27 protein-coding genes are annotated in these 25,920 nt (G+C 69.0%); 16 read left to right on the forward strand and 11 right to left on the reverse strand.

Annotated elements, in window-relative coordinates; genetic code table 11:
- Position 1 precedes the first annotated feature (1 nt).
- Positions 2-946 (reverse strand): Ppx/GppA family phosphatase, encoded by a 945-nt coding sequence (locus MO1_RS10290; RefSeq protein WP_036309915.1) that lies wholly within the window; start codon positions 944-946, stop codon positions 2-4.
- Positions 947-948: 2 nt separating this feature from the next.
- Complete coding sequence (locus MO1_RS10295; protein ID WP_036309916.1) at positions 949-2,520, reverse strand: cellulase family glycosylhydrolase; 1,572 nt, start codon at positions 2,518-2,520, stop codon at positions 949-951.
- A 132-nt stretch (positions 2,521-2,652) separates the two neighbouring features.
- Here MO1_RS10295 and coaA point away from each other — a divergent pair, with 132 nt between their 5' ends.
- On the forward strand, positions 2,653-3,600 hold the full coding sequence (gene coaA, locus MO1_RS10300; protein ID WP_036309917.1) for a type I pantothenate kinase: 948 nt from the start codon (positions 2,653-2,655) through the stop codon (positions 3,598-3,600).
- Between the two features lie 18 nt (positions 3,601-3,618).
- On the opposite strand, the gene MO1_RS10305 is transcribed toward coaA, so the two are convergent.
- Together MO1_RS10305 and MO1_RS10310 are read right to left on the reverse strand one after the other, a co-directional pair.
- Complete coding sequence (locus MO1_RS10305) at positions 3,619-4,077, reverse strand: VanZ family protein (RefSeq protein WP_036309918.1); 459 nt, start codon at positions 4,075-4,077, stop codon at positions 3,619-3,621.
- 73 nt (positions 4,078-4,150) lie between these two features.
- A complete protein-coding gene (locus MO1_RS10310; RefSeq protein WP_036309919.1) occupies positions 4,151-4,645 on the reverse strand; it encodes a CAP domain-containing protein in 495 nt (164 codons plus the stop codon).
- A gap of 154 nt (positions 4,646-4,799) precedes the next feature.
- Here MO1_RS10310 and glmS point away from each other — a divergent pair, with 154 nt between their 5' ends.
- Entirely contained in the window at positions 4,800-6,650 is a 1,851-nt protein-coding gene (gene glmS, locus MO1_RS10315; RefSeq protein WP_036309920.1) for a glutamine--fructose-6-phosphate transaminase (isomerizing), read from the forward strand.
- 6 nt (positions 6,651-6,656) lie between these two features.
- On the opposite strand, the gene MO1_RS14950 is transcribed toward glmS, so the two are convergent.
- Positions 6,657-7,274, reverse strand: coding sequence for a hypothetical protein (locus MO1_RS14950; RefSeq protein WP_303621049.1), 618 nt, complete (start codon positions 7,272-7,274; stop codon positions 6,657-6,659).
- Position 7,275: 1 nt separating this feature from the next.
- Here MO1_RS14950 and MO1_RS14900 point away from each other — a divergent pair, with 1 nt between their 5' ends.
- Both MO1_RS14900 and MO1_RS10325 read left to right on the forward strand, forming a co-directional pair.
- Positions 7,276-7,401 carry a hypothetical protein gene (locus MO1_RS14900; protein ID WP_255209253.1) on the forward strand — a complete coding sequence of 42 codons (126 nt, stop codon included), beginning with the start codon at positions 7,276-7,278 and terminating at the stop codon, positions 7,399-7,401.
- A gap of 50 nt (positions 7,402-7,451) precedes the next feature.
- Positions 7,452-8,762 (forward strand): UDP-glucose dehydrogenase family protein, encoded by a 1,311-nt coding sequence (locus MO1_RS10325; protein WP_060915984.1) that lies wholly within the window; start codon positions 7,452-7,454, stop codon positions 8,760-8,762.
- A gap of 52 nt (positions 8,763-8,814) precedes the next feature.
- Here MO1_RS10325 and MO1_RS10330 read toward each other — a convergent pair whose 3' ends face one another.
- Positions 8,815-9,633 carry a CPBP family glutamic-type intramembrane protease gene (locus MO1_RS10330; RefSeq protein WP_060915985.1) on the reverse strand — a complete coding sequence of 273 codons (819 nt, stop codon included), beginning with the start codon at positions 9,631-9,633 and terminating at the stop codon, positions 8,815-8,817.
- 117 nt (positions 9,634-9,750) lie between these two features.
- Between MO1_RS10330 and MO1_RS10335 the strand changes: the two genes are divergently transcribed.
- The 8 genes from MO1_RS10335 (at position 9,751) to MO1_RS10370 (ending at position 15,318) form a co-directional block, all read left to right on the forward strand.
- On the forward strand, positions 9,751-10,338 hold the full coding sequence (locus tag MO1_RS10335) for an arsenate reductase/protein-tyrosine-phosphatase family protein (RefSeq protein ID WP_174520577.1): 588 nt from the start codon (positions 9,751-9,753) through the stop codon (positions 10,336-10,338).
- A 234-nt stretch (positions 10,339-10,572) separates the two neighbouring features.
- Positions 10,573-10,929, forward strand: a complete 357-nt coding sequence (locus tag MO1_RS10340) for a holo-ACP synthase (protein ID WP_060915986.1) — start codon at positions 10,573-10,575, stop codon at positions 10,927-10,929.
- A gap of 41 nt (positions 10,930-10,970) precedes the next feature.
- Positions 10,971-12,086, forward strand: a complete 1,116-nt coding sequence (gene alr / locus MO1_RS10345; RefSeq protein WP_060915987.1) for an alanine racemase — start codon at positions 10,971-10,973, stop codon at positions 12,084-12,086.
- The gene (gene tsaE, locus MO1_RS10350; RefSeq protein WP_036309926.1) at positions 12,083-12,586 is read left to right on the forward strand and encodes a tRNA (adenosine(37)-N6)-threonylcarbamoyltransferase complex ATPase subunit type 1 TsaE; all 504 of its coding nucleotides are present in this window, start codon (positions 12,083-12,085) and stop codon (positions 12,584-12,586) included. The genes alr and tsaE overlap by 4 nt, the downstream gene beginning before the upstream one ends.
- Positions 12,587-12,625: 39 nt before the next feature.
- Entirely contained in the window at positions 12,626-13,294 is a 669-nt protein-coding gene (gene tsaB, locus MO1_RS10355) for a tRNA (adenosine(37)-N6)-threonylcarbamoyltransferase complex dimerization subunit type 1 TsaB (protein ID WP_060915988.1), read from the forward strand.
- Entirely contained in the window at positions 13,291-13,788 is a 498-nt protein-coding gene (gene rimI, locus MO1_RS10360) for a ribosomal protein S18-alanine N-acetyltransferase (RefSeq protein ID WP_036309928.1), read from the forward strand. Before tsaB ends, rimI begins: the two co-directional genes overlap by 4 nt.
- 1 nt (position 13,789) lies before the next feature.
- Positions 13,790-14,848, forward strand: coding sequence for a tRNA (adenosine(37)-N6)-threonylcarbamoyltransferase complex transferase subunit TsaD (gene tsaD, locus MO1_RS10365; RefSeq protein ID WP_060915989.1), 1,059 nt, complete (start codon positions 13,790-13,792; stop codon positions 14,846-14,848).
- Positions 14,845-15,318 carry a hypothetical protein gene (locus MO1_RS10370; protein ID WP_036309930.1) on the forward strand — a complete coding sequence of 158 codons (474 nt, stop codon included), beginning with the start codon at positions 14,845-14,847 and terminating at the stop codon, positions 15,316-15,318. The genes tsaD and MO1_RS10370 overlap by 4 nt, the downstream gene beginning before the upstream one ends.
- A 6-nt stretch (positions 15,319-15,324) precedes the next feature.
- Here the strand turns inward: MO1_RS10370 and MO1_RS10375 are convergent, their stop codons facing one another.
- Complete coding sequence (locus MO1_RS10375) at positions 15,325-16,524, reverse strand: class I SAM-dependent methyltransferase (protein ID WP_060915990.1); 1,200 nt, start codon at positions 16,522-16,524, stop codon at positions 15,325-15,327.
- A gap of 151 nt (positions 16,525-16,675) precedes the next feature.
- On the opposite strand from MO1_RS10375, the gene groES reads away from it, so the two are divergent.
- The 3 genes from groES (at position 16,676) to MO1_RS10390 (ending at position 19,561) form a co-directional block, all read left to right on the forward strand.
- Positions 16,676-16,972 carry a co-chaperone GroES gene (gene groES, locus MO1_RS10380; RefSeq protein ID WP_017203655.1) on the forward strand — a complete coding sequence of 99 codons (297 nt, stop codon included), beginning with the start codon at positions 16,676-16,678 and terminating at the stop codon, positions 16,970-16,972.
- A gap of 135 nt (positions 16,973-17,107) precedes the next feature.
- Positions 17,108-18,046 carry an EamA family transporter RarD gene (gene rarD, locus MO1_RS10385; RefSeq protein WP_036309945.1) on the forward strand — a complete coding sequence of 313 codons (939 nt, stop codon included), beginning with the start codon at positions 17,108-17,110 and terminating at the stop codon, positions 18,044-18,046.
- Between the two features lie 153 nt (positions 18,047-18,199).
- Positions 18,200-19,561: an ABC transporter substrate-binding protein gene (locus MO1_RS10390; RefSeq protein ID WP_060915991.1), complete on the forward strand. Its 1,362-nt coding sequence runs from the start codon at positions 18,200-18,202 to the stop codon at positions 19,559-19,561.
- Between the two features lie 148 nt (positions 19,562-19,709).
- Here the strand turns inward: MO1_RS10390 and MO1_RS10395 are convergent, their stop codons facing one another.
- The 4 genes from MO1_RS10395 to MO1_RS10410 are packed head-to-tail and all read right to left on the reverse strand — an operon-like array spanning position 19,710 to position 23,792.
- The gene (locus MO1_RS10395) at positions 19,710-20,474 is read right to left on the reverse strand and encodes an ABC transporter ATP-binding protein (protein ID WP_060915992.1); all 765 of its coding nucleotides are present in this window, start codon (positions 20,472-20,474) and stop codon (positions 19,710-19,712) included.
- Positions 20,471-21,547, reverse strand: coding sequence for an ABC transporter ATP-binding protein (locus tag MO1_RS10400; protein WP_081416940.1), 1,077 nt, complete (start codon positions 21,545-21,547; stop codon positions 20,471-20,473). Before MO1_RS10400 ends, MO1_RS10395 begins: the two co-directional genes overlap by 4 nt.
- A complete protein-coding gene (locus MO1_RS10405; protein ID WP_036309934.1) occupies positions 21,537-22,517 on the reverse strand; it encodes a branched-chain amino acid ABC transporter permease in 981 nt (326 codons plus the stop codon). Before MO1_RS10405 ends, MO1_RS10400 begins: the two co-directional genes overlap by 11 nt.
- 6 nt (positions 22,518-22,523) lie before the next feature.
- Entirely contained in the window at positions 22,524-23,792 is a 1,269-nt protein-coding gene (locus MO1_RS10410) for a branched-chain amino acid ABC transporter permease (RefSeq protein ID WP_060915993.1), read from the reverse strand.
- A 323-nt stretch (positions 23,793-24,115) separates the two neighbouring features.
- Here MO1_RS10410 and guaB point away from each other — a divergent pair, with 323 nt between their 5' ends.
- A complete protein-coding gene (guaB, locus tag MO1_RS10415; protein ID WP_036309936.1) occupies positions 24,116-25,618 on the forward strand; it encodes an IMP dehydrogenase in 1,503 nt (500 codons plus the stop codon).
- Positions 25,619-25,920: the final 302 nt, after the last annotated feature.

The following is a 25,920-nucleotide window of genomic DNA, read 5'->3' on the forward strand; positions in this document are numbered from 1 at the left end:
GTCAGCCCTGCGGTGCGTTCCAGCTGAGCGACTCGATGTAGCGCAGCAGCACGCCCTCGCGAAGAGCCCACGGCGACACCTCGAGCTCGTCGACGTCGAGGGCGGTCATCGCGGCGTGCAGCACGACCGCACCCGCAACGATCTGGAACGTGCGGTCGGCCGTGATGCCTGGCAACTCCTGCCGAGCGGATGCCGGGATCCGAGCGAGCCGCGGGATCCACGAGCCGAGTGCCTTCCGGGGCAGCACCATGCGCTCCGTGCCCGCCCAGCCGGGCGCGGGGTAACCCACGAGCTTCGCGAGCGAGCGGATCGCCTTCGACGACCCGACGACGTGCTCGGGTCGCGGCTGCGATCGCATGAGCGCGACGACCGGCTTCAGCGTCGCCTCCGCGTGCCCACGCAACAGCTCGACGGCATCCTGCCCCGGCGGGTCGTCGTGCAGGTACTCGACCGTCATCCGGCCGGCACCGAGGGGGACGGATGCCGCGACCTCCGGCAGCTCGTCGGGCCCCGCCGCGACCTCGAGGGAGCCACCGCCGATGTCGAACAGGAGGATCTGACCCGCCGACCATCCAAACCAGCGGCGCACCGCGAGGAAGGTGAAGCGTGCCTCGGCTTCGCCGCCGAGCACCTGCAGTTCCTGCCCGAGCTCTGCCTCGATGCGGGCGATCACGTCGGCGCCGTTCGTCGCCTCGCGCACGGCGCTCGTGGCGGTCGCGAGCAGCTCGACGACGTTCTCGCGGTCCGCGACGCGGCGCGCCTCGGCGACGGCGGCCACCAGTGCGTCGACGCCCTCGGCGTTGATCGACCCGTCGGGTTCGAGGTAGCGCATCAGGCGCAGCACGGTGCGATCGCTCGTCGTGGCGAGCGGGCGACCACCGGGACGGACGTCGGCGACCAGCAGATGGACGGTGTTCGACCCGATGTCGAGGACTCCGAGGCGCACGGTCAGCGCGTCGCGGTGAGGCTGAGCTTCGGCGCTGCCGGTGCTTTCGGGGCGGTGAGGATAGCGCCGACGTCGACGCGGGAGCCCTGCGTGAGGTTCGCGAGGCCCCAGTCCGCTCCCGAGCAGCTCACGCGAGCGCTCGCGGTGCGGGGGCTGGTGACCTTGCACGTCATGCCCCAGGCGCTGTCGACAGCGACGGCCCCGGGCGAGGCCCACGACGCGGTCCACGACTTCACCTTGACGCCCGACGACGCCGTCAGTGCGAGCGCGATCTGGTACTTCGACGGCCACGAACTCGTGACGGTCAGGGTCGACGAGACGCCGTTCGACGAGGCGCTGGAGGACGCACCCACCGCCGGGTCGGGCTTGGTGCCGGGGGAGGAGGGCTGCGGTGACGGCTGTGGCGCGGGCGCCGGGGCGGGGGCGGCCGGGTAGCGCACGCTCTTGGGCGTCAGGATCGGCTTCAGGGCCGCGAGCTTCGTCTTCTCGCGCGTGAACCAGTCGTCCTTCAGCAGGCCGCCGGTGTCACCGCTGTTGGGGTTGAAAGACCAGTACCCCCAGCTGATGCGGCGGTCCTTCAGGTAGCCGACGAACTTCGAGAGCCACTTCTTGTCGGAAGAGGATTGCAGCTTGGTGCCGAATTCGCCCACGAACACCGGGGCGATGTTCTTCGTGACGATGTAGCCCCACTGCTTCTCCCACACCGCGCGGAGATTGTTCGGGTACCGCTTGTCGTGGAACCAGGGCTGGTCGAAGACCGATGACGGGTACTCGTGCGGGGAGTAGACGACGCGGTTCTTGACCTTGAGGATGACGGGCTTCGTCTTCACTCCGGTCAGGTTGCCACCCCACCAGGTGCCCTTGCCGTCAGCGCCGTACTGCACGCCCTCGACGATGATGAGGAGCTTCGAGTTCACGGTGTGGATCGCGTTGCCCGCACGAGTCGCGGCGGCACGCCAATCGCGTGCCTTCACGCCGCATCCCCAGCACGCCGAGCCCTGCGGTTCGTTGTGGAGGTCGAACCCGATCACGGTGGGCTGGTTCTTGTAGCGCTTCGCGAGCATCTTCCAGTCCGAGATCCACCGGGCCTCGGAGTACTTCTTCGTGTACCAGAGCTCCGACTGGGCGTCCGAGCCCGGACGGTGGCGGTCGAGGATGATGCGGAGGTTGTACTTGCGCGCGCTCGCGACGACGGCATCCATCACCGTCAGCGTCGAGGCGCCGGAGAGCTTGGGATTGAGCGCGAGGTTGACCGACCCCGACGACTTCTTCGTCAGACACTCGTTGGAGAACGGCAGGCGCACGGTGTTGAAACCCATGCCGGCGATCTGCGACATGCCCTGGTCGAGGGTGATCGACCACAGGCCGTGCGGCGCGCACGTGTCGGTCTCCATGCCGAACCACGACGTCGCCTTGACGGTGACGGTCTTGCCGGTCGACGCGTCTTGGATCTTCGACCCGTGCGTTTTCAACCACGGGATCGAGGCGGCCTCTGCGGGAGAGGTCGTGCCGGAGACGCCGAGGGATGCCGTCAGCACCACTGCGGCCAAGACCGCTAGTACGCGTCGCAGCATCGAAAAACCCCCGTCGAGAGCGGCAGAACGGCCGCAAAGAAACATCCAGTGCTCAGAGTACGGTACCCTCGCCCGCCGCCGCGCGGAGGTGCCCGCGCGAGGAGGCTCGCGTGCGCCGCTAGAGTTGCCGCAATGTCCCCCGATGAGACGCCGACGACCATCGACTCGCTGTACCGCGAGATCCCCCGTGCCGAGTGGGCGCGCATGGCCGCCGGCATGGAGCAGCCCCTCACCGAGACCGAGGTCGTGCAGCTGCGCGGCATCGGCGACCGCCTCGACATCACCGAGGTGCGCGAGGTCTACCTGCCGCTCAGCCGGTTGCTGTCGCTCTACGCGTCGTCGACCAAGCGCCTCGGCGCCGACACCGCGGGGTTCGTCGGCGAAGAGGATGCGACGACGCCGTTCATCGTCGCCGTCGCCGGATCCGTGGCCGTCGGCAAGTCGACGGCGGCCCGCCTGCTGCGCGAACTGATGAGCCGCTGGCCCGGCACGCCCCGCGTCGAACTGATCACGACCGACGGCTTCCTGTACCCGAACGCCGAGCTCGAGCGGCGCGGGATCATGGACCGCAAGGGCTTCCCCGAGTCCTACGACCGCCGCGCCCTCGTCGAGTTCCTCGTCGCCGTGAAGTCCGGCGCAGCCGAGGTGCGGGCGCCGTACTACTCGCACATGCGATACGACATCATCCCCGACGCGCAGGTGACCGTCCGTCGCCCCGACGTCATCATCGTCGAAGGCCTGAACGTCCTCGCGTCGGCTCCGAACCCCCACGACATCGCCGTCAGCGAGCTCTTCGACTTCTCGATCTACGTCGACGCCGACGTGGAGCACATCGAGCAGTGGTACGTGGATCGCTTCCTCGCGCTCCGCGAGGCGGCGTTCAGCAACCCGAACTCGTTCTTCAAGGTGTTCGCCGACGTGTCCGACGACGAGGCCGTTTCTCTCGCCCTCGGGTTCTGGAACGACATCAACCTGCCGAACCTCCGCGAGAACGTCGAACCCACCCGCCACCGGGCGAAGCTCGTGCTGCGCAAGGCCGCCGACCACACCGTCGATACGGTCCGTCTCCGCAAGCTCTGAGATTCGCGGTCTCGATGATCAGCGGCGGCGGAAGCGTCGCCAGATCTCGAGTCCCAGCATCCCGACACACGCACCCGCGGTGTTCGCGATGATGTCGAGGACGCTCGGCACCCGTGCGGTCAGGAAGGCGGCCTGACCGCATTCGATCGTCACGGTCGCGACGATCGCGATCGGCAGGACGAGGTCCCGCGAGCGAAGGATCAGCGGCAGGAGCACGCCGAACGGCACGAACAGGGCGACGTTCGCGGTGAACTCGACGCGGTGATAGGTGAGCGCGGGCAGCCGGCGGGAGAGTGCTTCGAGCAGTGGCGCGACCCCGGCATCCACCGGCGTCGGCCAGAAGGCGATGAGCGCCAGGACAACCAGGTAGCCCGTGAGCACCATCACGGGGACGGATGCCACCCGCCGCCGCGCGGGCGCAGGCATCGGTGGACGCGGCGGGACCTGCTGCGGCAGGGGCGGCGGGACGTTCTGCATCGGTCCTCCTCGGGCGGGGCGCGACGCTGCGGCGATGGTCGCCGAGTCTACGCTCCGCCCGGGAGGACTCCGATCAGCGTGCGTACGACCCGAAGACCTGCGTGTAGTACGGCAGGCCCTGCTTCGAGCAGGCGACACCGATACCGATGCGGTTGTACGAGCCGAGGATGTTGGTGCGGTGTCCGGTGGACTTCATCCAGGCCGGAGTGACCTTGGTCGGGGTGTAGCCGAACGCGACGTTCTCGGCGGCGCGGTTCCAGCCCGACGGGATCTGCGAGGCGTACTTCGGGTTGTGGCTCATCCGGTTCGCGGTGGCCTGCTTCGTCGACCAGGCGAGCGCGACCCGCGACATCGACGAGTCGAGTGTGAGGGGCTTCTTGCCCTTCGCCTTGCGGGCGGCGTTCACGTCGGCCAGCACGCGCTTCTGCACGGCGGCCTGCGTCGTTCCGGTGCAGGACGTCGAGACAGCAGCCGACGCGGCCGCAGCGGGGGCCACGGTCAGGGAGAGGGCGAGGACAGCGGTGAGCGCGAGCGCGGACCGCCGTCGGGTACGGGGGGATGCGGACATGAGGGACTCCGTCGTGTGGGGGGCACGACCGTGCGGGGGACACGGTGCCTCATAGGTATCAAAGGGATGCCGCCGACGCCAGCCCTTGCCCCGCCGACGCGCCCTGCGGCCCGGCGGGGCGCAGTCTCAGCCCACCCCACTTAAGATTGGGCGCATGTGTGGAATCGTCGGATACGTGGGGCCTCGTGACAGCCAGGCCATTCTCCTTTCGGGCTTGGCCCGGCTCGAGTACCGGGGGTACGACTCCGCCGGCATCGCCGTCATCGATGGCGAGGGTGACCTGGAGATGCGCAAGCGCGCCGGCAAGCTGCAGGTGCTGCGCGACGACCTCACCGCCCACCCGATGGTGGACGGCACGACGGGCATCGGTCACACCCGCTGGGCCACCCACGGTGGACCGACCGACGCGAACGCGCACCCGCACCTCGCCGATGACGACAAGCTCGCCGTCATCCACAACGGCATCATCGAGAACTTCGCCGAGCTGAAGGACGAGCTCCTCGCCGGTGGCTTCACCTTCCGCAGCGAGACCGACACCGAGGTCGCTGCCGTCCTGCTGGGGCGCGAGTACGCGGCATCCGGTGATCTGGTCGCTGCGTTCCGTCACGTCGCCGCCCGTCTCGAGGGAGCCTTCACGCTCCTCGCGATGCACCAGGACCAGCCCGGCCTCGTCGTCGGCGCTCGCCGCAACTCGCCGCTCGTCATCGGCCTCGGCGAGGGGGAGAACTTCCTCGGCTCCGATGTCGCCGCCTTCGTCGAGCACACCCGCAACGCCCTCGCCATCGGTCAGGACCAGATCGTCGCCATCACGCCGCAGGGCGTGGAGGTCACCGACTTCGACGGCAACTCGGTCGAGGTCGAGCCGTTCGAGGTCGTCTGGGACGCCTCCGCCGCAGAAAAGGGCGGCTGGTCGTCGTTCATGGCCAAGGAGGTCTCGGAAGAGCCCGAGGCCGTCGCCAACACCATCCGCGGCCGGTTCTCGGACGGTGCGGTCACGATCCCCGAGCTCGACGGTCTCGACGAGCTGTTCCTCGGTATCGACCGCGTCATCGTCGTCGCGTGCGGCACCGCCGCCTATGCGGGAATGGTCGGCAAGTACGCGCTCGAGCAGTGGACGCGCGTTCCGGTCGACGTCGAGCTCGCGCACGAGTTCCGCTACCGCGACCCGGTGATCGGTCCGAACACCCTCGTCGTCTCGATCTCGCAGTCCGGCGAGACGATGGACACCCTCATGGCCGTCAAGTACGCCCGTGAGCAGGGCGCCAAGACGCTGTCGATCTGCAACACGCAGGGCGCCACGATCCCGCGCGAATCCGACGCGATCGTCTACACCCACGCCGGCCCTGAGGTCGCCGTCGCGTCGACGAAGGCGTTCGTCGCGCAGATCACCGCGCTGTACCTGCTCGCCCTGCACGTCGGCCGCGTCCGCGGTGTGCTCTCCGCCGAGGACTCCGCTGAGGCCGTGAGCGAGCTCGAAGCGATCCCCGCGAAGATCGCCCGTGTCATCGAGACCGAGCAGGAGCACATCGAGCAGTTCGCCGGCTGGATGGCCGACACCGCCTCGGTGCTCTTCCTCGGCCGGCACGTCGGTTACCCGATCGCTCTCGAGGGTGCGCTCAAGCTCAAGGAGATCTCGTACATCCACGCCGAGGGCTTCGCCGCCGGCGAGTTGAAGCACGGCCCCATCGCGCTCATCGAGCCGGGCCAGGCGGTCTTCGTCATCGTCCCGTCGCCCCGCGGTGCGGCCGAGCTGCAGAAGAAGGTCGTCTCGAACATCCAGGAGATCCGCGCCCGCGGTGCCCGCGTCATCGCGGTCGCCGAAGAGGGTGACGTCTCGGTGCTGCCGTTCGCCGACGAGGTGCTCCGCATCCCGCTGGCCGCGCCACTTTTCGAGCCGCTCCTGGCGGTCGTGCCGCTGCACATCTTCGCGATGGGCCTGGCGACAGCCAAGGGTCTCGACGTCGATCAGCCCCGCAACCTGGCGAAGTCCGTCACCGTCGAGTGAGTGCGCTCAGCCCAGGTTCCGCCTGGGCTGAGGGCGCCCACCCGGGGCGGCGGCGGCGGCGCGCGCTTCGCTGACCCAGGCCGTGAGCTGCCAGGGCGTGAAGCGGAACAGTCGCGCGACGTCGGCTTCGCGGTGCCCCGCTTCGAGCACCGCCGCGACAGCGAACTCCCGCATGGTCGAGAACTCTCGACCCTCCAGCGGCCCGGTGCGGAGGTCGCGAAAGCTGCGGAGCGCCGCTGATCGCGCGGGTGCGTTCCGGGCGGGATGCGCCACGGCGCCTTCGTACGGCGCCGTGATGACGTATCCAGGAACCGGTTCGTGTGCGGGCGGAGCGGGTGCCGGCGGCTGGTGCGAGGTCGGTGCGTACGGCGCGTAGGGCCAGGGCTGCGGGGCAGGGGATGCCGGTGGTCGCGGTGCGGGCGTGGGCGCAGGATCGGGTTCCCACGCGGCCGGCATCTCGAGCGGCTGGTACCCCGGCGGGGCTTCGGATAAGAGATGCGCATCGGGCCAGAGGTGCGACGCGTCCTCGGGCGCGACGCGATCGTCGGGCGTGTATCTCGGCGCGGCAGTGCGCGGTGGCAGAACGGGCCCTGCCTCCGGTGCGCCTTCTGCGGAGGTGCTCATCGTGACGTCCTCTTCGGGTGAGGTGCTGTCAGAACTCGGAGTGACGGTGCGGCTGTTCGCGCTCACGCTATCGCTCCGGGCGCCCTGCGTCGAGCATCTGCGACAGATGGCGGTCACCGGTGTCTGATAGAACACGACCGGCGCCGACGACACCGGTGTCTTCGGAAGGGTCTTTCAATGCGAATTTCGGTCATCGGATGCGGTTACCTGGGAGCGGTCCACGCGGCTGCGATGGCGTCTATCGGACACGAGGTCGTCGGCATCGACGTGGACGAGCAAAAGATCTCGCTGCTGTCGGCGGGTGAGGCGCCCTTCTTCGAGCCGCGGTTGACCGACATCCTCGCTGAGGGCATCGCCTCCGGCCGGTTGATGTTCACGACCGAATTCGCCGCAGCGGCGGGCGCGACGGTGCACTTCGTCGGCGTCGGCACCCCTCAGATCCAGGGCGGGTACGCCGCAGACATGACCTACGTGAACGCCGCGATCGACGCCCTCTTGCCTCACCTGTCGGAGGGCGACATCGTCGCGGGAAAGTCGACGGTTCCCGTGGGTACCGCGGCATCCCTAGAACCGCGCGTCAGCGCCGTCGGGGCGACACTCGTCTGGAACCCCGAGTTTCTGCGCGAGGGCTTCGCCGTGCAGGACACCATCGACCCCGACCGCCTGGTGGCCGGCGTCCCGGCCGGTCGCGAAGGCGGCCGCGCAGCGCAGGTGCTGCGCGAGGTCTATCACCCGTCTATCGCGAAGGGCACGCCCTTCATCGTCACGGACTACGCGACAGCCGAACTCGTGAAGGTGTCCGCGAACGCGTTCCTCGCGACGAAGATCAGCTTCATCAACGCGATGGCGGAGATCGCAGAGGTGGTCGGTGGCGACGTCACCGTGCTCGCCGATGCCCTCGGCCATGACGTTCGTATCGGTCGGCGTTTCCTCGGCGCCGGCATCGGGTTCGGCGGCGGATGCCTGCCCAAGGACATCCGAGCCTTCTCGGCGCGCGCAGAGGAGCTGGGTCGTGGCGAATCGGTCGCGTTCTTGCGTGAGGTCGACGAGATCAATATGCGGCGGCGCCAGCGCGCCGTCGAACTCGTCGTGCAGGGGCTCGGTGGCAGCGTGTATGAGAAGAACGTCACCGTCCTCGGGGCCGCGTTCAAGCCCTATTCGGACGACATCCGCGACTCGCCCGGTCTCGATGTCGCCGTCCTGCTCCACGGCCTCGGAGCGAGGGTGACGGTCACCGATCCGCAGGCGATCCCGAACGCCCGTCGGCAGCACCCGCAGCTCACCTACGTCGCCGACCGCGACGAGGCGCTCACCGGAGCCGACGCCGTCATCCTCGTCACCGAATGGGACGAGTACCGGCGCGAGCTGAGCCCCGAGCATGCCAGCGGCCTTGCTGCGGGACGGGTCATCGTCGACGGTCGCAACGGACTCGACCCCGCTGCGTGGCGCGCCGCCGGATGGACCTACCTCGGCATGGGGCGGCCCTGAGGCGCTGATCCCCGGAGGCTCTGATCTCAGTGGCCCGCGAGGTTGCGCTCGGTCACTGACCGCTCGAGAGCGCCGTTCCAGCCGCCATCAAGGCGAGCAGGCTCGCGTTGTAGACCAGGTGCAGCAGGACGGCACCCCAGATGCGTCCGGTCAGCATCACGAGTAGGGCGGCCGTAAGGCCGAGTGCCCCGACCGAGAGCGATTCGCTCAGCGGCAGGGAGCCGTCGACGGCGTGGATCATGATGAATGTCGCGGTCGACACCAGCACCGCCGCGATCGCCGCCGCGAACGATCCCGCCGGTCGGCGGAGCAGCGAGTAGACCGCCACGAGCACGACGGTGCGGAAGAAGAACTCCTCCACCACAGGCCCCACAAGGCCCGCGGGAATCGCCTCCGTCAGCACCCAGGACGGCGACAGCGAGCCGCCCAAGGGCGAACCGGTCGGGAACGGGCGCGAGGCGGCATCCGTCACCCATCCGTCGATGAGGCGGAGGCCGAGACCCAGCGCGACCCCGAAGACGATGTCGGCGGGCCGGAACCGCAGAAGGCCCGCGGGGCGACCCTTGCGGAACGCGATGACGGCCGGCACGATCATGCCGATCCACAGCACCGCGGTCGAGGCCAGCGGCGCCCACGGCGACGCCCACAGCAGTTGCACGAGCGAGCCGGCGAGGATCGCAAGCCCCAGGCTCACGAGCGCGATGGCGAGGAGCGTGCCGTTCCACGTGCGGACGATCGTGCCGCCGAGACGCCAGTCCGTCCGCGCCCGACGACGGCCACGACGGCGCGGGGCGTCGCTCTCGGGTCCGGCAGTAGGCGCCTCGGACTCGGAGACGGGGGACGGGTGGCCGTCGCTAAGCTGATCCTGCACGGGCCCTACCGTATCGGTGCCCGTCCGCGTCCCGCCGCAGCGCCGCCGTCCCGCCACGCACCACGGTGGTGACGTCGGTGAGGGGCGAGCCGCGGCATCCGTTCGAAAGGGCACCGCGTGATCCAGATCCTCACCGTCTGCACGGGCAACATCTGCCGCTCACCCCTGGCGGCACTGGTGCTGCAGCAGCGTCTCGGCGACCTCGGCGTCGAAGCGGTGAGCGCTGGCGTCCGCGCCCGCGCCGATGACCGGATGCCCCGCGAAGCCGCCGAGCTCGCCCTCGCCCACGGCGTGCCCACCGACCGGATCGCCGCTCACGGCTCCCGCTACCTCACCGAGAAGCTCCTGCAGGAGCCCGATCTCGTCCTGGCGATGGATCGCGACCACCGTCGCGCCATCGTCGAGCTCGCGCCCGCGAAGCTGCGGACCGCGTTCACGATCCGCGAGTTCGAGCGCCTCGCCGCCGCGACCTCCGATGAGGCGATCCGTGCCGGCGCGACGGGCGCCGATGCGCGGGAGCGGCTGCGCGGTGCGCTCGCCGTCATCGGCGGACAGCGCGGCCTTGTTTTCCCGCCCGCAGATCCCCTCGACGACGACGTCGTCGACCCGTACGGGCGCTCCCGCGAGACCTACGCCCGCTCGAACGCGCAGCTCTCGCCGGGCCTCGACGCGGTCGAGCGCGTCGTCCGCCTCGCCGTCGGCTGACCGACGCGCCCGGCACGCCCCGCGGCGGACCCTCGGCGGACCTGCCGGTGTCTCCTGCGTGCCGTTCTCCGGATGGATTCCAGGGTCGTCCGCCAAGAACCCCGGATCTGCGCGGGTCGCGGGTTGCGCATCGCGCGATCCTCCGGAGTTCGGCCCACCCGCGCCGCGACGCGCCCGGCTGACGAGCGCCGATATCCTGGTCTGATGCCGTAACGCGCGGCGACAGGAGGCGACATGATCATCGGAATCGGTGTCGACCTCGTCGACATCCCGCGTTTCGAAAGCTCGATCGCCCGCACCCCGAAGCTCATGGAGCGGCTGTTCACGGCATCCGAGCAGGCACTCAAGCCCCGCTCCCTCGCCGCGCGCTACGCCGCAAAGGAAGCGCTCATCAAGGCGCTCGGCGGATCCGACGGCGTGCACTGGACCGACATCGAGGTGACCTCCGAGCCGTCCGGCCGTCCCGTCTTCGCCCTGTCGGGGGAGACTGCGGCCACCGTCGCCGCTCGCGGCATCACGACCGTCCACCTGTCGCTCTCCCATGACGCGGGACTCGCGACGGCCTACGTCATCGCGGAGGCGCACGCATGAGCCGGACGCCCCTCCCCAACCGAATGCCCCTCCCTAACCGGATGCCGGAGGGCGTCGCCCGTGAGGCGGTCATCGACGTCGGCGCCATCGAGCACAACGTCCGCCACCTCGCGCGTCTGACGGCGTCCGAGGTCATCGCTGTGGTCAAGGCCGACGGCTACGGGCACGGCGCGGCCCGCTCCGGGCGCGCAGCGCTCGCCGGGGGAGCGGCCCGTCTCGCGGTGGCCGACATCCCCGAGGCCCTCCAACTGCGGGATGCCGGCATCGACGCCCCCGTGCTCGCCTGGCTGCACGCGCCCGGCGCCGACTTCGCCGACGCGGCTGCCGCCCGCATCGAGCTCGGCGTCTCGAGTCTCGAACAGCTCCGCGCCGCCGCTCGTGCCGGTTCGGCGGACCGGCCGGTGACCGTGCAGCTGAAGGTCGAGACCGGCCTCGGGCGCAACGGCATCGCACCCGCCGACTACGGCCGCGTCTTCGCCGAAGCGGCCGAGTTCGAGCAGGAGGGGGTCATCCGGGTCCTCGGCATCTTCAGCCACCTCTCCAACACGTCGCCCGACGATGACCGCACGGCACTCTCGCGCTTCACGGTCGCGCAGGCCGCCGCCGAGTCCGCCGGTCTTCGCCCGCGGCTCCGCCATATCGCCGCCTCGCACGCCGCGATCGGCCTACCCGAAGCGCGTCTCGGCTGCGTCCGCCTCGGCGTCGCGATCTACGGTCTGTCGCCGTTCGACGACCGCTCGTCGGCCGACCTCGGGCTCCGCCCCGCTATGACCCTTCGCGCCGCGGTCGCTGCCGTCCGCCGCGTGCCCGCCGGTCAGGGTGTCTCGTACGGCTACGTCCACCGTACGGAGCGCGAGTCGACCCTCGCCCTCCTCTCGATCGGCTACGCCGACGGAGTGCCGCGCGCGGCATCCGGGGCTGGTCCCGTCGCGATCAACGGACACACATTCCCCGTTGCGGGTCGCATCGCGATGGACCAGTTCGTCGTCGACGTGGGCGATGAGCCGGTCACGGTCGGCGACGAGGCCGTGCTGTTCGGCGACCCGACGGCGGGCGTGCCCGCGGCGACCGACTGGGCCGACGCCGCCGGCACCATCAACTACGAGATCGTCACGCGCATCGGGCCGCGCGTGCCGCGACGAGAGGTGCGGTCATGACCGGCGTCGAGCAGTTCGAGGGGCGCCGCGAGATCGCCTCGCCCGAGGACATGGAAGCACTCGGTCGCGACCTCGGGGCCGTGTTGCGCGCCGGGGACCTCATCGTCCTGACCGGTCCGCTCGGCGCGGGCAAGACGACCCTGACCCGCGGAATCGGCGAGGGGCTCGGCATCCGCGGTCCCGTGCAGAGCCCCACGTTCGTCATCGCTCGCACGCACCCGTCCGAGGTCGACGGCCCGCCGCTCGTACACGTCGACGCGTACCGACTCGGCTCGCCGGCAGAGCTCGACGACCTCGGCCTCGATCCCGACCACTCCGTCACGATCGTCGAGTGGGGGCGGGGCATGGTCGACGGTCTCGTCGACACCTGGTGGGAGCTCGAGATCGAGCGGGGCTGGAGCGGGACCGGCGTCGACAACGCCTGCGGCACGACCGGCCACTACGCCGCCGAGCTCGAGGATGCGGCTCCCCGCATCGTCACCGTCACGCGCCGTCCCTGACGCCGCTCGGCATCCGTCCACCCGGATACCCTTGACCCTGTGATCCTCGGCATCGACACCTCCCTCGGCACGGCCGTCGCCGTGATCGACGCCGACGGTGCGGTGCGAGCAGAGGCTGCCAGCGCAGACCCCCTCGGTCACGCCGAGATCATCGGGTCGCTCCTGCAGAGCGTGTTGACGGATGCCGCGCACGGCCCCATCGGCGCGACCGGTGCTCCCGAGCCCGTCGCCCTCACCCACGTCGCCGCGGGCATGGGCCCCGGCCCGTTCACGGGGCTGCGGGTCGGCATCGCGGCGGCGCGCGCGTTCGCCCTGGGCCGCGGCATCCCGGTCGTGCCCGTGCGGAGCCACGATGCGGCCGCCCTCGCGGTGCTGCTCGCTGACCCGTTCGCCGACGTCCCGCGGTTCGCGGTCGTCACCGATGCTCGCCGACGCGAGTTCGCCTTCACCGTCTACGAGGGAATCGACGACGACGGCCTCCCCGTGCGCATCACCGAGGAGTCGCTCGTCGCGCGCGACGACATCGACGCCGCCCTCGCCGAGCACGGGGCCGAGCGGCGTGACACGACCGCGATTCCCGGCGCGATGGTGGCCCTCGTCGCCGCCCGCGCAGCGGATGCCGGCCGCACCGAGGACCTCGGCGAACCGCTCTACCTGCGCGCCCCCGACGTGACGATGCCCGGCCCGCGGAAGAAGGTCGGCCAGTGACCCTCCGCACCGCGATCTCCGCCGACCTCGACGACATCATGCGTCTGGAGCGCGCGTCCTTCCCGACCGACGCCTGGAGCGAAGCGCTCATGGCGGGCGAGCTCGCCTCCCCCCACGGGCGGTACGTCGTCGATGTCGAGGCAGGGCGCCTGGTCGGGTACGGCGGCGTGCGCGCCGTCGAGGGTGCAGCGGATGCCGACATTCAGACCATCGCGATCGCCGAGGACGCCCGGGGCCACGGTCGCGGGCGTGCACTGCTCCGGGAACTCCTCGGGGCCGCGCGCTCCCGCGGCGCCCGGGAGATGTTCCTCGAGGTGCGGGCCGACAACCCCGGCGCCACTGCGCTGTATCTGTCGGAAGGCTTCGTCGAGGTCGGCCGCCGCCCCCGCTACTACCAGCCCGACGACGTCGACGCGATCGTCATGCAGCTGAACCTCGTCGCCTGGGAGGCGCGGACGACGGCTGCCCCGACTGCCGCAGAAGGCTGGTGCTGAGATGACGCAGGAACCACTCGTGCTCGGCATCGAGACGAGCTGCGACGAGACCGGCATCGGCATCGTCCGCGGACGCACGCTCCTGTCGAACACGATCGCCAGCTCCATGGACGAGCACGCCCGGTACGGCGGCGTCGTCCCCGAGGTCGCCGCCCGCGCCCACCTCGAGGCGCTCCAGCCCACCATCGAGGCGGCGCTCGCGGAGGCGCAGGTCACCCTCGCCGACATCGACGCTGTCGCCGTCACAAGCGGTCCGGGTCTCGCCGGCGCCCTGATGGTCGGCGTCGGCGCCGCGAAGGCGCTCGCCGTCAGCCTCGACAAGCCGCTCTACGCCGTGAACCACCTCGTTGGCCACATCGCCGCCGACATCCTCACCGGTGAGGAGGTCGAGTACCCGACCGTCGCCCTGCTCGTGAGCGGCGGCCACACCTCCCTGTTGCTTGTCCGCGACCTCGTCTCGGACGTCCAGCTCCTCGGCGAGACGATGGACGACGCCGCCGGTGAAGCCTTCGACAAGATCGCCCGCGTCCTCGGACTGCCCTACCCCGGCGGGCCCGAGATCGACCGCGCCGCCGCGACCGGCGATCCGAACGCCATCCGCTTCCCGCGAGGGATGTCGCGCGCCTCCGACATGGCGGAGCACCGCTATGACTTCTCGTTCTCCGGCCTCAAGACCGCGGTCGCCCGCTTCGTCGAGCAGCACGAAGCGACGGGCGAGACCCTCTCGGTGCCCGACGTCGCGGCATCCTTCCGCGAAGCGGTCGTCGACGTCCTCGTCACCAAAGCCCTCGACGCGTGCGCGCGTCACGGCGTCCCGCGTCTGCTCCTCGGTGGCGGCGTGATCGCCAACAAGCGCCTGCGCGACGTCGCTCTCGAGCGCGCCGAGGCCGCCGGTGTCGCCGTCCGCATCCCGCCACTGTCGCTCTGCACCGACAACGGCGCGATGATCGCCGCGCTCGCATCGGAGCTCATCATGAGCGGCCACCCCGCCTCGACCCTCGCCTTCGGCGCGGACTCCACCCTGCCGGTGACGACGATCCAGGTGGCGACGTCCTCATGACCGACGAGCGGATGCCGCCCCCCGCCGCGCCGGGCGTGGTTCCGGCCGTCGAGCCGGCATCCGACGACGTCGCACACCCGCCGACCGACTCCGCCCTCCCGGGTGTGCACCGCGGCGGATTCCGGCGTGAGCTGACGCAGCCGCTGCCGATCGCGCCGCCGCTCGCGGTCCACCCGGAACCGGATCCAGCGGTCGCGCCCGAGGTGCAATGGATCCGCCGTCCGCCGGCCCTTCCGAAGAGCGCGGGCTGGTCCCTCCTGTTCGGCACGCTCGGCCTCGTGCTCGCGTGCTTCGTCGGGTGGGGCTTTCCCATCGGACTGATCGGCGTCGTGCTCGCGATCCTGGCGCTGCGGCGCCCGTGGGAGAAGCGCGAGACCGCCGTGTGGGGGCTCGGGCTCAGCCTCGCGTCGCTGGCGTACAGCGCAGGGTGGCTGTGGTGGGCCGCGTCTCAGGGCGCCCTCTTCAGCTGACCGGCGTCACACCCGGTCTGCGAGCAGCGCGACCCGCTTCTCGTCTCTTCCCTCGCCGATCCGAGTGAGGATGAGAGTGGCGGATGCCGACCCTCGCAGCGTGAGCTTCTTCCGGAACTGCGCCGGGTCGACGTCCACGCCGCGCTTCTTGATCTCGACGGTGCCGACACCGGCTTTCCGCAACGCCGTGCTGATCGCGGCGGGCTTGAGCGGCAGTGTCTCGCGCACGCGGAACGACTGGACGAACGGGTTCGTGAGCGGGGTGTCGGAGGTGAGGTAGGCAGTGCCGCCGCCCAGCATCCCGGCGTCAAGACTCCGCGCGACATCGCCGATGAGGCGGGCGCGGATGATGGCGCCCTCCGGCTCGTGGACGAACGCACCGAGCGCGCGGACCGGCTCGTCTTCCGTGTCGCCGGCTGACGTCAGTTCCGCGGCCGCACCGCCACGGATGACGAGCGCCGCGCGCCGCACGCCGTCACGGCGGAGCGACCCCGACCACAGGACGAGCTCGACCGTCGATCCGTCGACGCTGATCCACTGCGCTTCGACGCCGTCGGGGATGAGGCTGCGGTCGAGACCCGGACCGAGTTTGATGCCCACCGGCATCCGCTCCGCCAGAGCGAACGCCCAGTCCAGCGACGGCGACCAGTCCTCGGGCGCGGTGCGCGCGGTCTCGGAGTGACCGGCGGTGCGGCGGGCCGGGTCGAGCCAGACGGCATCCCACCCGTCGAGGTCGGTGTCCTCCGCACGGCCGTGCCGGACGGTGATCGCGTCGCCGAACGGCGCGAGGTTGTAGGCCGCGAGTGCGGCCGTGGTCTCGTCGGCGTCGACCGCGAGCACGTCGAGTCCGAGGCCGGCCATGCCGAGGGCGTCGCCGCCGATGCCGCAACCGAGGTCGGCGACGCGGTGCGCCCCGGCATCCCGGAACCGTCCCGCGTGACGCGCGGCGACCTCGAGTCGTGTCGCCTGCTCGAGTCCGGCGCGGGTGAAGAGCATGCGGTCGGCGAACGGCCCGAACTTGCCCGCCGCACGGACCCGCAAGTGTGCCTGGCCGACGACGGCTGAGACGAGGTCGGGGGAGTGACCGCCTGCCCGCAGGCGTGAGACGGCGGCGGCGACCTCGGTGGTGGATGCCAGGGGTCCGACCTCGTCCACCATGCGCAATCCCTGCGGGGTCAGGAGGGCGGTCAGCTCGGCCTGTTCCATCCGGCCAGCCTAGGCGCTGCAGCATTCGCCGCTCTGCTGGCACTCGCGTTGCATGAGTGCCAGCCGCGCTCTAGACTTTCGTTAGCACTCTCGGTAAGCGAGTGCTGATGAGTCTTGAAGCAGGACCCCACCAGCAAGAAAGAGGTAGACCGTGTCGGTTTCCATCAAGCCGCTCGAAGACCGCATCGTCATCAAGCAGGTCGAGGCCGAGCAGACCACCGCGAGTGGTCTGGTCATCCCTGACACCGCCAAGGAGAAGCCCCAGGAGGGCGAGGTCGTGGCCGTGGGCCCCGGCCGCATCGACGACAACGGCAACCGCGTTCCGCTCGACGTCGCCGTCGGTGACCGCGTCCTGTACAGCAAGTACGGCGGCACCGAGGTGAAGTTCGGTGCTGACGAGTTCCTCGTGCTGTCGGCTCGCGACGTCCTGGCGGTCGTCGTCCGCTGACGTTCGGCACAGTGAGCAGGGCCCGGATGCTTCGGCATCCGGGCCCTGCTTCTTTTGTGTGGTGGCAGGATCCGGGCGTAGGTCGGCAGCCCGGACGGGCATCGGCGCTGTCATGACCGTCGTAGGCTTGTGCTCATGACACCTGAGCAGGCAGCCCGCGAACGTTCCCTCGGTGGAATCTTCGTGTTCAGTGCTTACGTGCTCTGGGGCTTCCTGCCGCTGTACTTCGTCAGCCTCGCCCCGACGACCCCGTGGGAGGTCGTCGGCTGGCGCATCCTCCTGAGCCTCGTGTTCTGCGTCGCGCTGCTCGCGATCACGCGCGGCTGGGCGCGGATGCGGGTCATCCTCCGCGACCGCCGATTGATGCTCTGGACGCTCCTCGCGGGCCTCCTCATCTACGTCAACTGGCAGGTCTTCCTGATCGGCACGCTCTCGGGCCACGTCGTCGAGACGAGCCTGGGGTACTTCATCAACCCGATCGCGACCGTGCTCCTCGGCGTCATCGTGCTGAAGGAACGACTGCGCCCCGCGCAGTGGATCGCCGTCGGCATCGCCGGCCTCGCGGTCGTCGTCATCATCGTCGCGGTCGGCTCCGTGCCGTGGATCGCCCTCGCCCTCGCCGCCAGCTTCGCGACCTACGGCCTCGTGAAGAAGCGCATCGGACCCTCGGTGGATGCCGTCAGTGGCCTCACGCTCGAATCCTTCTGGCTCATCCCGATCGCCGTCATCCAGCTCATCGTGGTCGGCGCGACGACCGGCCTCACGATGGGTCACGAGGGCGCCGGGCACACGGTGCTCCTCCTGCTCGCGGGTGCGATCACCGCCATCCCGCTGCTCTTCTTCTCCGCGGGCGCGCGCCGCACGAGCCTGACTGTCGTCGGCATCCTCCAGTTCATCGCGCCGGTCATGCAGTTCCTCACCGGGGTGCTCATCCTCGGTGAGCCCATGCCGTTCGAGCGATGGATCGGGTTCGGCCTCGTCTGGATCGCGATCGCGGTGTTCGCCGTCGACTCGCTCGTCAGTTCGCGGCGCAGTCGGATGCGCGCGATCGCCGTCGTCCCCGATCCCGTCTGAGCCCGAACGGTCGCATTCCCGACCGTTATGGGAGCGTGCCCACCTCGTTACACATCGTTAACGAACGGCAACACTCGCGCGACGACCTCCCCGCTAGGTTGATCACACCGGGCCGGACCCGATCCGACTCGTGTCACCACAGCAAGGAGCACAATGAGCGTCTTCACCCGATCGCGCGCCGCGAAGGTCATGGGCGGCATCGCCATGGTCAGCGCGTCCGCCCTCATCCTCGTCGGCTGTGCCGGCACCTCGACGCCGACCGCGTCCAACTCTGGAGAGGCCCAGGGCTCGGATTTCAAGTTCCCCGTGAACTGCGACACGGCTGCACCGCCGGACTACACGCCGGAGTACACGTCGACGTCCAAGGGACCCGCCAAGGACCTGACCTACACGATCGGTACGGCACTGCCCGTCACCGGTAACCTCGCCTTCCTCGGCCCGCCCGAGATCGCCGGCACCGAGTTCGCCGCCGACGAGGTCAACAAGGCCAACAAGGGCGTCAAGATCGACCTCGTGCAGGGTGACTCGGGTGACACCGACAACAAGGCATACGAGACCGAGATCCCGCGTCTGCTGAACGCCGGCGCGACCGCCATCATCGGCGCCGCTTCCTCCGGCACGTCGCTGCAGTTCATCGACCAGGTCATCGCCGCCGACGCGATCCAGTTCTCGCCGGCCAACACCTCGGCGCAGTTCACCGGATACAAGGACAAGGGCCTGTACTGGCGTACCGCTCCGTCTGACGTCCTCCAGGGCAACGTCCTCGGCAACCTCATCGCCGGTGACGGCGCTGAGACCCTCGGTCTCATCGTCCTGAACGACGCATACGGCACGGGCCTCGCCTGCTTCACGAAGGCTGCCTTCGAGGATGCCGGTGGCAAGGTCGTCTCGGCTGCCCTCTACAACACGGGTGACACGAACTTCTCGGCTCAGGTGTCGGACGTCCTCGCGGCCGACCCCGACGCGATCGCGCTGATCACGTTCGAAGAGGTCAAGACGATCATCCCCGAGCTGGTGTCGGCCAACTTCCCGAAGGACAAGATGTACTTCGTGGACGGCAACCTCACCAACTTCGGTGACGAGTTCGACATGGGCACGCTGACGGGCGCCAAGGGTACCTACCCCGCTGTCGACCCGAAGAGCATCGAGTCGTTCCGGACCGACCTGAACTCGTTCTGGACGGGCACGGGCAAGCCCGAGCTGAAGGACTACACCTACGGTCCCGAGTCCTACGACGCGGTCATCCTCCTCGCTCTCGCAGCGCTCGAGGCCGGATCGTCCGAAGGCCCTGACGTCGCTGCGCACCTGCAGCAGGTGTCGGGCGGCTCCGGTGACGGAAAGAAGTGCACCTCGTACGCCGAGTGCGCCGACATCATCAACGCCGGCGAGGTCGCCGACTACGACGGTGTCTCGGGCAAGATCACGTTCGACAAGGTGGGCGACCCGACGGAGGCTTCCATCGGCATCTTCCAGTACGGCGAGGACAACAACTACTCGTTCCTCAACCTCGGCTGACCCCGGTCCGCCAGCACAACGGCCCCGGTCTTCGGACCGGGGCCGTTGTGCTGTGCACCCGAGTGCGTCTCCCGAGCGGGGAGCCCGGACGCGGAAACGACGATGCCCCCGGCCCGTATGGGCCGGGGGCATCATCGATGCGTGCGTGTCAGGCGCCGAGCGTCCCGAGGTAGAGCCCGATGACCTTGGGGTCGTTCAGCAGCTCGCGGCCAGTGCCGGTGTACGCGTCGCGGCCCTGGTCGAGCACGTAGCCGCGGTCGCAGATCTGCAGGCAACGGCGCGCGTTCTGCTCGACCATGATGGTGGTCACGCCGGCCTTGTTGATCTCGGACACCCGCAGGAATGCCTCGTCCTGGCGCGACGGCGACAGGCCCGCGGAGGGCTCGTCCAGCAGCAGCACGTGCGGATCCATCATGAGCGCACGGCCCATGGCGACCATCTGCCGCTCACCGCCCGACAGCGAACCGGCACGCTGCTGCAGCCGCTTCGCGAGATCGGGGAAGACCGAGGTGACGAAGTCGATACGCTCCGCGACCACCTTCGGCCGCTGATACGCGCCCATCTGGAGGTTTTCCGCGATCGACAGGCTCGGGAAGACGTTGTTCGTCTGCGGAACGAAGCCGACGCCCTGAGCGACGAGCTTGTTGGCCCGGAGCCCCGTGATGTCCTGTCCGTTCAGGATGACGGCGCCCGAGCGGACGTTCACCTGGCCGAAGATCGCCTTGAGCATGGTCGACTTGCCGGCGCCGTTGGGGCCGATGATGCCGATCAGTTCGCCCTTGGCCGCCGTCAGGTTCGCTCCGTTGAGGATGTTGACGCCCGGCAGGTAGCCGGCGTGCACATCGCGCAGCTCGACGACGTTCTCGACGGGGGGCGCGACCGAGGTGGCCGGCGCAGCAGCGGTGTCGCTCACTTGTTCTCCTCCGTCGATCCCGAAGTGGGATCGGATGCGGTGTGGTCTGCGGCGCCGTCCCGCTCCGCAGCGGCGCCTCGCCGCGTGGCGGGCGCGGAAGTCTCGGAGGCTGCGGATGCCGCATCCGCTTCGACGACGTCCTGCAGTTCATGAGCCTGCGCGACGAGCTCGGCAGCCTCCGCGGTCAGTTCACCTTCGTAACGACCGGTGACGACGCCGAGGTCGACGTCCTGGTGGGCGCCGAGGTAAGCGTCGATGACCGCTTGCTCCTTCATGACCGCGTCGGGCGGACCCTCCGCGACGACCTTGCCCTCCGCCATCACGACGACCCAGTCGGCGATGTGGCGGACCATGTGCATGTCGTGCTCGACGAACAGCACGGTCATGCCGAGATCCTTGAGGTCGAGGATGTGGTCGAGCAGCGATTGCGTGAGAGCGGGGTTCACTCCGGCCATCGGCTCGTCGAGCATGACGAGGGTGGGGTCGCTCATGAGGGCACGAGCCATCTCGAGAAGCTTCCGCTGGCCACCGGAGAGCGACGCGGCGAAGTCCTTCTCCTTCGCATCGAGCTTGAAGCGCGCGAGCAGGCCGCGTGCCTTCTCCTCGATCCGCGTCTCCTGCTTGCGCCACAGGAAGGGCAGGATGCTGGCCCAGATCCTCTCGCCACCCTGACCGGGCGCGCCGAGCTTCATGTTCTCGAGCACTGTCAGCAGCCCGAGGGACTTGGTGAGCTGGAAGGTGCGCACCTGACCCATGCGCGCGGTCTTGAACGCGGGGATGCCGGCGAGGTTCTTGCCGTCGAACGACCACTGACCGGCATTCGGCTTGTCGAAGCCCGTCAGCAGGTTGAAGAGGGTCGTCTTACCGGCTCCGTTGGGGCCGATGAGCGCGGTGATCGCGTTGCGGGGAATCTCGAGGTGTTCCACGTCGACGGCCGTGAGGCCACCGAAAACGCGCTTCACTCCGTCGGCGACGATGATGGGGTCGACCTTCTCGACACCCGGGCGGATGTCGCCCTTGTGCAGTCCGGTCGACTTGGGACGGGGTGCCGGGGGCGCGACGTCAGCGGACAAAGGTCAGCTCCTTCTTGCTTCCGAGGATGCCCTGCGGGCGGAAGATGACCAGCAGCATCAGGGCGACGCCCACGAGGACGAACACCAGCATCTGGCTCTGCTCCGCCGTGAGGAAGGGCAGCCATCCGATGTTCACGAGTGCGGGCAGCAGGTTCGAGAGGAACGCGCGGACGACCCAGAACAGCACGGCTCCGAGGACAGGGCCGAAGATCGTGGCGGCACCACCGAGCAGCAGCGCGGTCCAGACGTAGAACGTCTGCGACGTGACGTAGACGTTCGGGTTGACGTTCGTGCCCATCGCCGTGACGATGCCGCCGGCTGCGATGATCACGCCGCCGACGATGAGCGCCTGCATCTTGAACGCGAACACGTTCTTACCGAGGGAGCGGACGGCGTCCTCGTCCTCGCGGATGCCGCGGATGACGCGGCCCCAGGGGCTGCGCATCAGGAGCCAGACGAGCAGCACGACGATCGTGATCGTGATGATGCCCACGATGATGACCCACCACTGGTCGGACTGATACGTCCACGGTCCGAAGCCGTACCGGCCGACGGGAAGCGGGTTGCTGGCGCGGAACGCGGCCTGGAAGCCGGACAGACCGTCTGCCGACCCCGTGGTCTCGCGGAACGTCGACGTCAGGAAGAGCAGACGCACGACCTCCGCCGCCGCGATGGTGACGATGGCGAGGTAGTCGCCGCGGAGGCGCAGCGTCGGGACACCCATGACGAGCGAGAACACGACCGCGGCCACCAGACCGACGAGAGCGGCCACGGGCCAGGGGAGCGCGAAGCTGATCGTCGAGATGGCGAACCCGTATGCACCGATCGCCATGAAACCGGCGACACCCATGTTGAGCAGTCCGGCGAAGCCGAAGTGCACGGAGAGTCCGATTGCGGCGAGCACGAAGCCGAGGGTGGTGGGCGACAGGATCTGTGCCGCCGTGTTGTTGAGGATCTGCAGGAAGTTCATGAGCCGTTATCCGATTCGCTCTCGGCGGCCGAGCAGGCCCTGGGGACGGAACAGCAGGATCACGATCAGCACCACGAGAGCGCCGACGTACTTGAGGTCGGACGGGATCCACAGCGTCGAGACCTCGACGAGCAGACCGACGATGATCGAGCCGACGAGAGCGCCGAACGCGGTTCCGAGCCCACCAAGGGTGATGGCCGCGAAGATCAGCAGCAGGATGCCGGTTCCCATGTCCCACTTGATGCCGGGACGGAAGTAGGCCCACAGGACGCCGGAGAGGCCCGCCAGCGAGGCAGCCATGATCCAGACGATGCGGACCACTGCGTCGACGTCGATGCCGCTGGCGGCGGCGAGCGACGGGTTGTCCGACACCGCGCGGGTGGCGCGTCCGATGCGAGTGCGCATCAGCCACCAGGCGAACGCGATGATCACGACGACCGAGACGCCCATGCTGACGACGTCGGTGAGCGACAGCGTGATCGGTCCGAGTCCCGCGATGTTCTGCGTGGCTCCGCCGGGGAGGTTGAGCGTGCCGCCGCCGATGAACATCTGGAAGATGTAGCGGAGGGCCAGCGAGAGGCCGATCGACACGATCATCAGCTGAACGGTTCCGAGGCCCTTTCGGCGCAGCGGACGCCAGAGGCCGGCATCCATTCCGTAGCCGAACAGTCCCGAGACGACCACCGCCAGCGGGATGGCCACCCAGATCGGCACGTTCAGGCCGACGGAGAAGAGGAGCGCGGCGAGGGCGCCGAAGGTCACCATCTCACCGTGGGCGAAGTTCGAGAGCCCCGTTGTGCCGAACACGAGGGAGGCGCCGATCGCCGCCAGTGCCAGCATCAGACCGAAGTTCAGGCCGTTGACGGCGCGGGACGCGAACTGGTCCCAGAACGACGTCGTCGTCCGCTCGGCAGCAGCGAGCGTGAAGTTCCGCGTGACCGTACTGGTCGGGCCGAACTTCACCTCCTGGCTGAACTGGAAGCCCTCAGGAGCGTTCACGCCCTCAGGCAGCGAGTCCTTCACCAGCTCGACGGTGTAGGTCTCCTCCTGCGTCGGTACCGGAATGCGGAACGATCCACGGTCGGTGGTCTTGGCCTCACCCGTGTATCCACCGCCCGACACCGTCACCGTGGCGCCTGCGACGGGTTCGCCGGAGACCCGGACGTTGCCCTGGATCGCGTAGGGGAAGTCCTCGGGGTTGTCGGTCTGCGCTGAGGCAGGGTTCGCGAAGCCGAGCAACATCGCACCGGAGAACAGTGCGGCGAGCAGAGCCATGAACGCGCGTTTCCATCGCACATGGGCGCGCGAAGAGTGGGTGGTCGTCACCGAACCTCCAGATTGAAGCATGGTCAGCGCGCTGAGGTACGGGTGCCCGCGGCGCCACACGACCGTATCCAGCGATTGTTGCCGGTGTGTTTCCCTGTCGCAACCATCGACACCCCGGACACATGCGCGAATCGGTATCGATATGGCATCGGTCCCACGCGCACGCTCCTGCCGTCACAGGTGAGCGGACGGGAATGAATCAGGGCGCCCGCACCTTAGAATTCGTACAGCCCGAGAGCGAGAGCTCGAGCAGTCGCGACGCAGGAGAGTACATGGAGCACAACGACCCGTTCGGATTCGTGGGACTGACGTACGACGACGTCCTGCTGTTGCCCGGCCACACGGATGTCATCCCGTCCGAGGCCGACACCTCTTCTCGGGTCACGCGACGCATCACCGTCGCGACTCCTCTTATTTCCGCCGCCATGGACACGGTCACCGAAGCGCGGCTGGCGATCGCCATCGCCCGCGAGGGCGGCATCGGCATCATCCACCGCAACCTCTCCATCGCCGATCAGGCGAAGATGGTCGATCGCGTGAAGCGCAGCGAGTCGGGCATGATCACCGACCCCATCACGACCACACCCGACGCGACCATCGAAGAGGTCGACACTCTGTGCGGTCAGTACCGCATCTCGGGGCTCCCGGTCATCGACGACGACGGAAAGCTCGTCGGAATCGTCACCAACCGCGACATGCGATTCGTCTCCGGCTTCGAGCGCCAGACCACCAAGGTTCGCGACGTCATGACCAGCGAGGGTCTCGTCACCGGACGGGTGGGGATCGGCGCCAATGAGGTGATCGCCCTCTTCGCGCACCACCGGGTGGAGAAGCTGCCGCTCCTCGATGACGAGGGCAAGCTCGCCGGCCTCATCACCATCAAGGACTTCGACAAGAGCGAGAAGTACCCGCTCGCCACCAAGGATGAGCAGGGACGTCTGCGCGTCGGCGCGGCTATCGGCTTCTTCGGGGATGCGTGGGAGCGAGCCGAGGCGCTGCGGGATGCCGGTGTCGACGTGATCGTGGTCGACACCGCCAACGGACAGTCGGCCGGTGTCATCGACATGGTCAAGCGCATCAAGGCCGACGAGTCCTTCGCGCACATCGACGTGATCGGCGGCAACGTCGCCACGCGTGAGGGGGCGCAGGCGCTCATCGATGCAGGGGTGGATGCCGTCAAGGTCGGCGTCGGCCCAGGCTCCATCTGCACGACTCGCGTCGTCGCGGGTGTGGGAGTCCCGCAGGTCACCGCGATCTACGAGGCATCCCTCGCCGCGCGGGAAGCGGGCGTCCCGATCATCGCGGACGGTGGACTGCAGTACTCGGGCGACATCGCCAAGGCGCTCGTCGCCGGCGCCGACACCGTCATGCTCGGGTCCCTTCTCGCCGGTACGGACGAGTCCCCGGGTGAAGTCGTGTTCCAGGGCGGCAAGCAGTTCAAGCTCTACCGGGGGATGGGATCCCTCGGTGCGCTCCAGACGCGGGGCAAGAAGACCTCGTACTCGAAGGACCGCTACTTCCAGGCGGATGTCCCGAGCGACGACAAGCTGATCCCCGAAGGCATCGAGGGACAGGTCGCGTATCGCGGACCGGTGTCCGCCGTCGCGTACCAGCTGGTCGGCGGGCTGCGGCAGTCCATGTTCTACGTCGGCGCGCGCACGGTAGAGGAGCTGAAGGCCCGCGGCAAGTTCGTCCGGATCACCTCGGCGGGCCTCAAGGAGTCGCACCCGCACGACGTACAGATCGTCGTCGAAGCGCCGAATTACAAGCGCTGACTAGGATCTGGGGGCTCGACACGCCCGGGATGCGGGCCAGATTTGCCGAGTCCCCGATCCCCGCGTAACTTATTACTTGTTCGCCCCACAGGGAAGAGCGAGAGGCTGAAAAGCCCGCCGCCCCCTCAAGCTGGCGGACCACCCCCTCCAAGAAGAAACAGTCGCTCTGCGATTGGGTCTGACCTCAGGTCTAGGACGGGTCATCGGGACGTGCTCTCCGCCGTCATCCGAACTCCATGATCTCTCGAGATCACCGGCGTGTCGGGTTTGACGGTTTCAAAGCGTCGTCCTAAGGTAGAGAA

This window comes from Microbacterium oleivorans NBRC 103075, assembly GCF_001552475.1.
In the GTDB taxonomy this organism is placed as follows: domain Bacteria; phylum Actinomycetota; class Actinomycetes; order Actinomycetales; family Microbacteriaceae; genus Microbacterium; species Microbacterium oleivorans.

What these genes read in the sequence shown, in the direction of transcription:
- MO1_RS10295 (WP_036309916.1), bottom strand. Translation starts at nt 2,520, where the DNA reads ATGCTGCGACGCGTACTAGCGGTCTTGGCCGCAGTGGTGCTGACGGCA.
- coaA (WP_036309917.1), top strand. Translation starts at nt 2,653, where the DNA reads ATGTCCCCCGATGAGACGCCGACGACCATCGACTCGCTGTACCGCGAG.
- MO1_RS10305 (WP_036309918.1), bottom strand. Translation starts at nt 4,077, where the DNA reads ATGCAGAACGTCCCGCCGCCCCTGCCGCAGCAGGTCCCGCCGCGTCCA.
- MO1_RS10310 (WP_036309919.1), bottom strand. Translation starts at nt 4,645, where the DNA reads ATGTCCGCATCCCCCCGTACCCGACGGCGGTCCGCGCTCGCGCTCACC.
- glmS (WP_036309920.1), top strand. Translation starts at nt 4,800, where the DNA reads ATGTGTGGAATCGTCGGATACGTGGGGCCTCGTGACAGCCAGGCCATT.
- MO1_RS14950 (WP_303621049.1), bottom strand. Translation starts at nt 7,274, where the DNA reads ATGAGCACCTCCGCAGAAGGCGCACCGGAGGCAGGGCCCGTTCTGCCA.
- MO1_RS10325 (WP_060915984.1), top strand. Translation starts at nt 7,452, where the DNA reads ATGCGAATTTCGGTCATCGGATGCGGTTACCTGGGAGCGGTCCACGCG.
- MO1_RS10340 (WP_060915986.1), top strand. Translation starts at nt 10,573, where the DNA reads ATGATCATCGGAATCGGTGTCGACCTCGTCGACATCCCGCGTTTCGAA.
- alr (WP_060915987.1), top strand. Translation starts at nt 10,971, where the DNA reads ATGCCGGAGGGCGTCGCCCGTGAGGCGGTCATCGACGTCGGCGCCATC.
- tsaE (WP_036309926.1), top strand. Translation starts at nt 12,083, where the DNA reads ATGACCGGCGTCGAGCAGTTCGAGGGGCGCCGCGAGATCGCCTCGCCC.
- tsaD (WP_060915989.1), top strand. Translation starts at nt 13,790, where the DNA reads ATGACGCAGGAACCACTCGTGCTCGGCATCGAGACGAGCTGCGACGAG.
- MO1_RS10370 (WP_036309930.1), top strand. Translation starts at nt 14,845, where the DNA reads ATGACCGACGAGCGGATGCCGCCCCCCGCCGCGCCGGGCGTGGTTCCG.
- MO1_RS10375 (WP_060915990.1), bottom strand. Translation starts at nt 16,524, where the DNA reads ATGGAACAGGCCGAGCTGACCGCCCTCCTGACCCCGCAGGGATTGCGC.
- rarD (WP_036309945.1), top strand. Translation starts at nt 17,108, where the DNA reads ATGACACCTGAGCAGGCAGCCCGCGAACGTTCCCTCGGTGGAATCTTC.
- MO1_RS10390 (WP_060915991.1), top strand. Translation starts at nt 18,200, where the DNA reads ATGAGCGTCTTCACCCGATCGCGCGCCGCGAAGGTCATGGGCGGCATC.
- MO1_RS10405 (WP_036309934.1), bottom strand. Translation starts at nt 22,517, where the DNA reads ATGAACTTCCTGCAGATCCTCAACAACACGGCGGCACAGATCCTGTCG.
- MO1_RS10410 (WP_060915993.1), bottom strand. Translation starts at nt 23,792, where the DNA reads ATGGCTCTGCTCGCCGCACTGTTCTCCGGTGCGATGTTGCTCGGCTTC.
- guaB (WP_036309936.1), top strand. Translation starts at nt 24,116, where the DNA reads ATGGAGCACAACGACCCGTTCGGATTCGTGGGACTGACGTACGACGAC.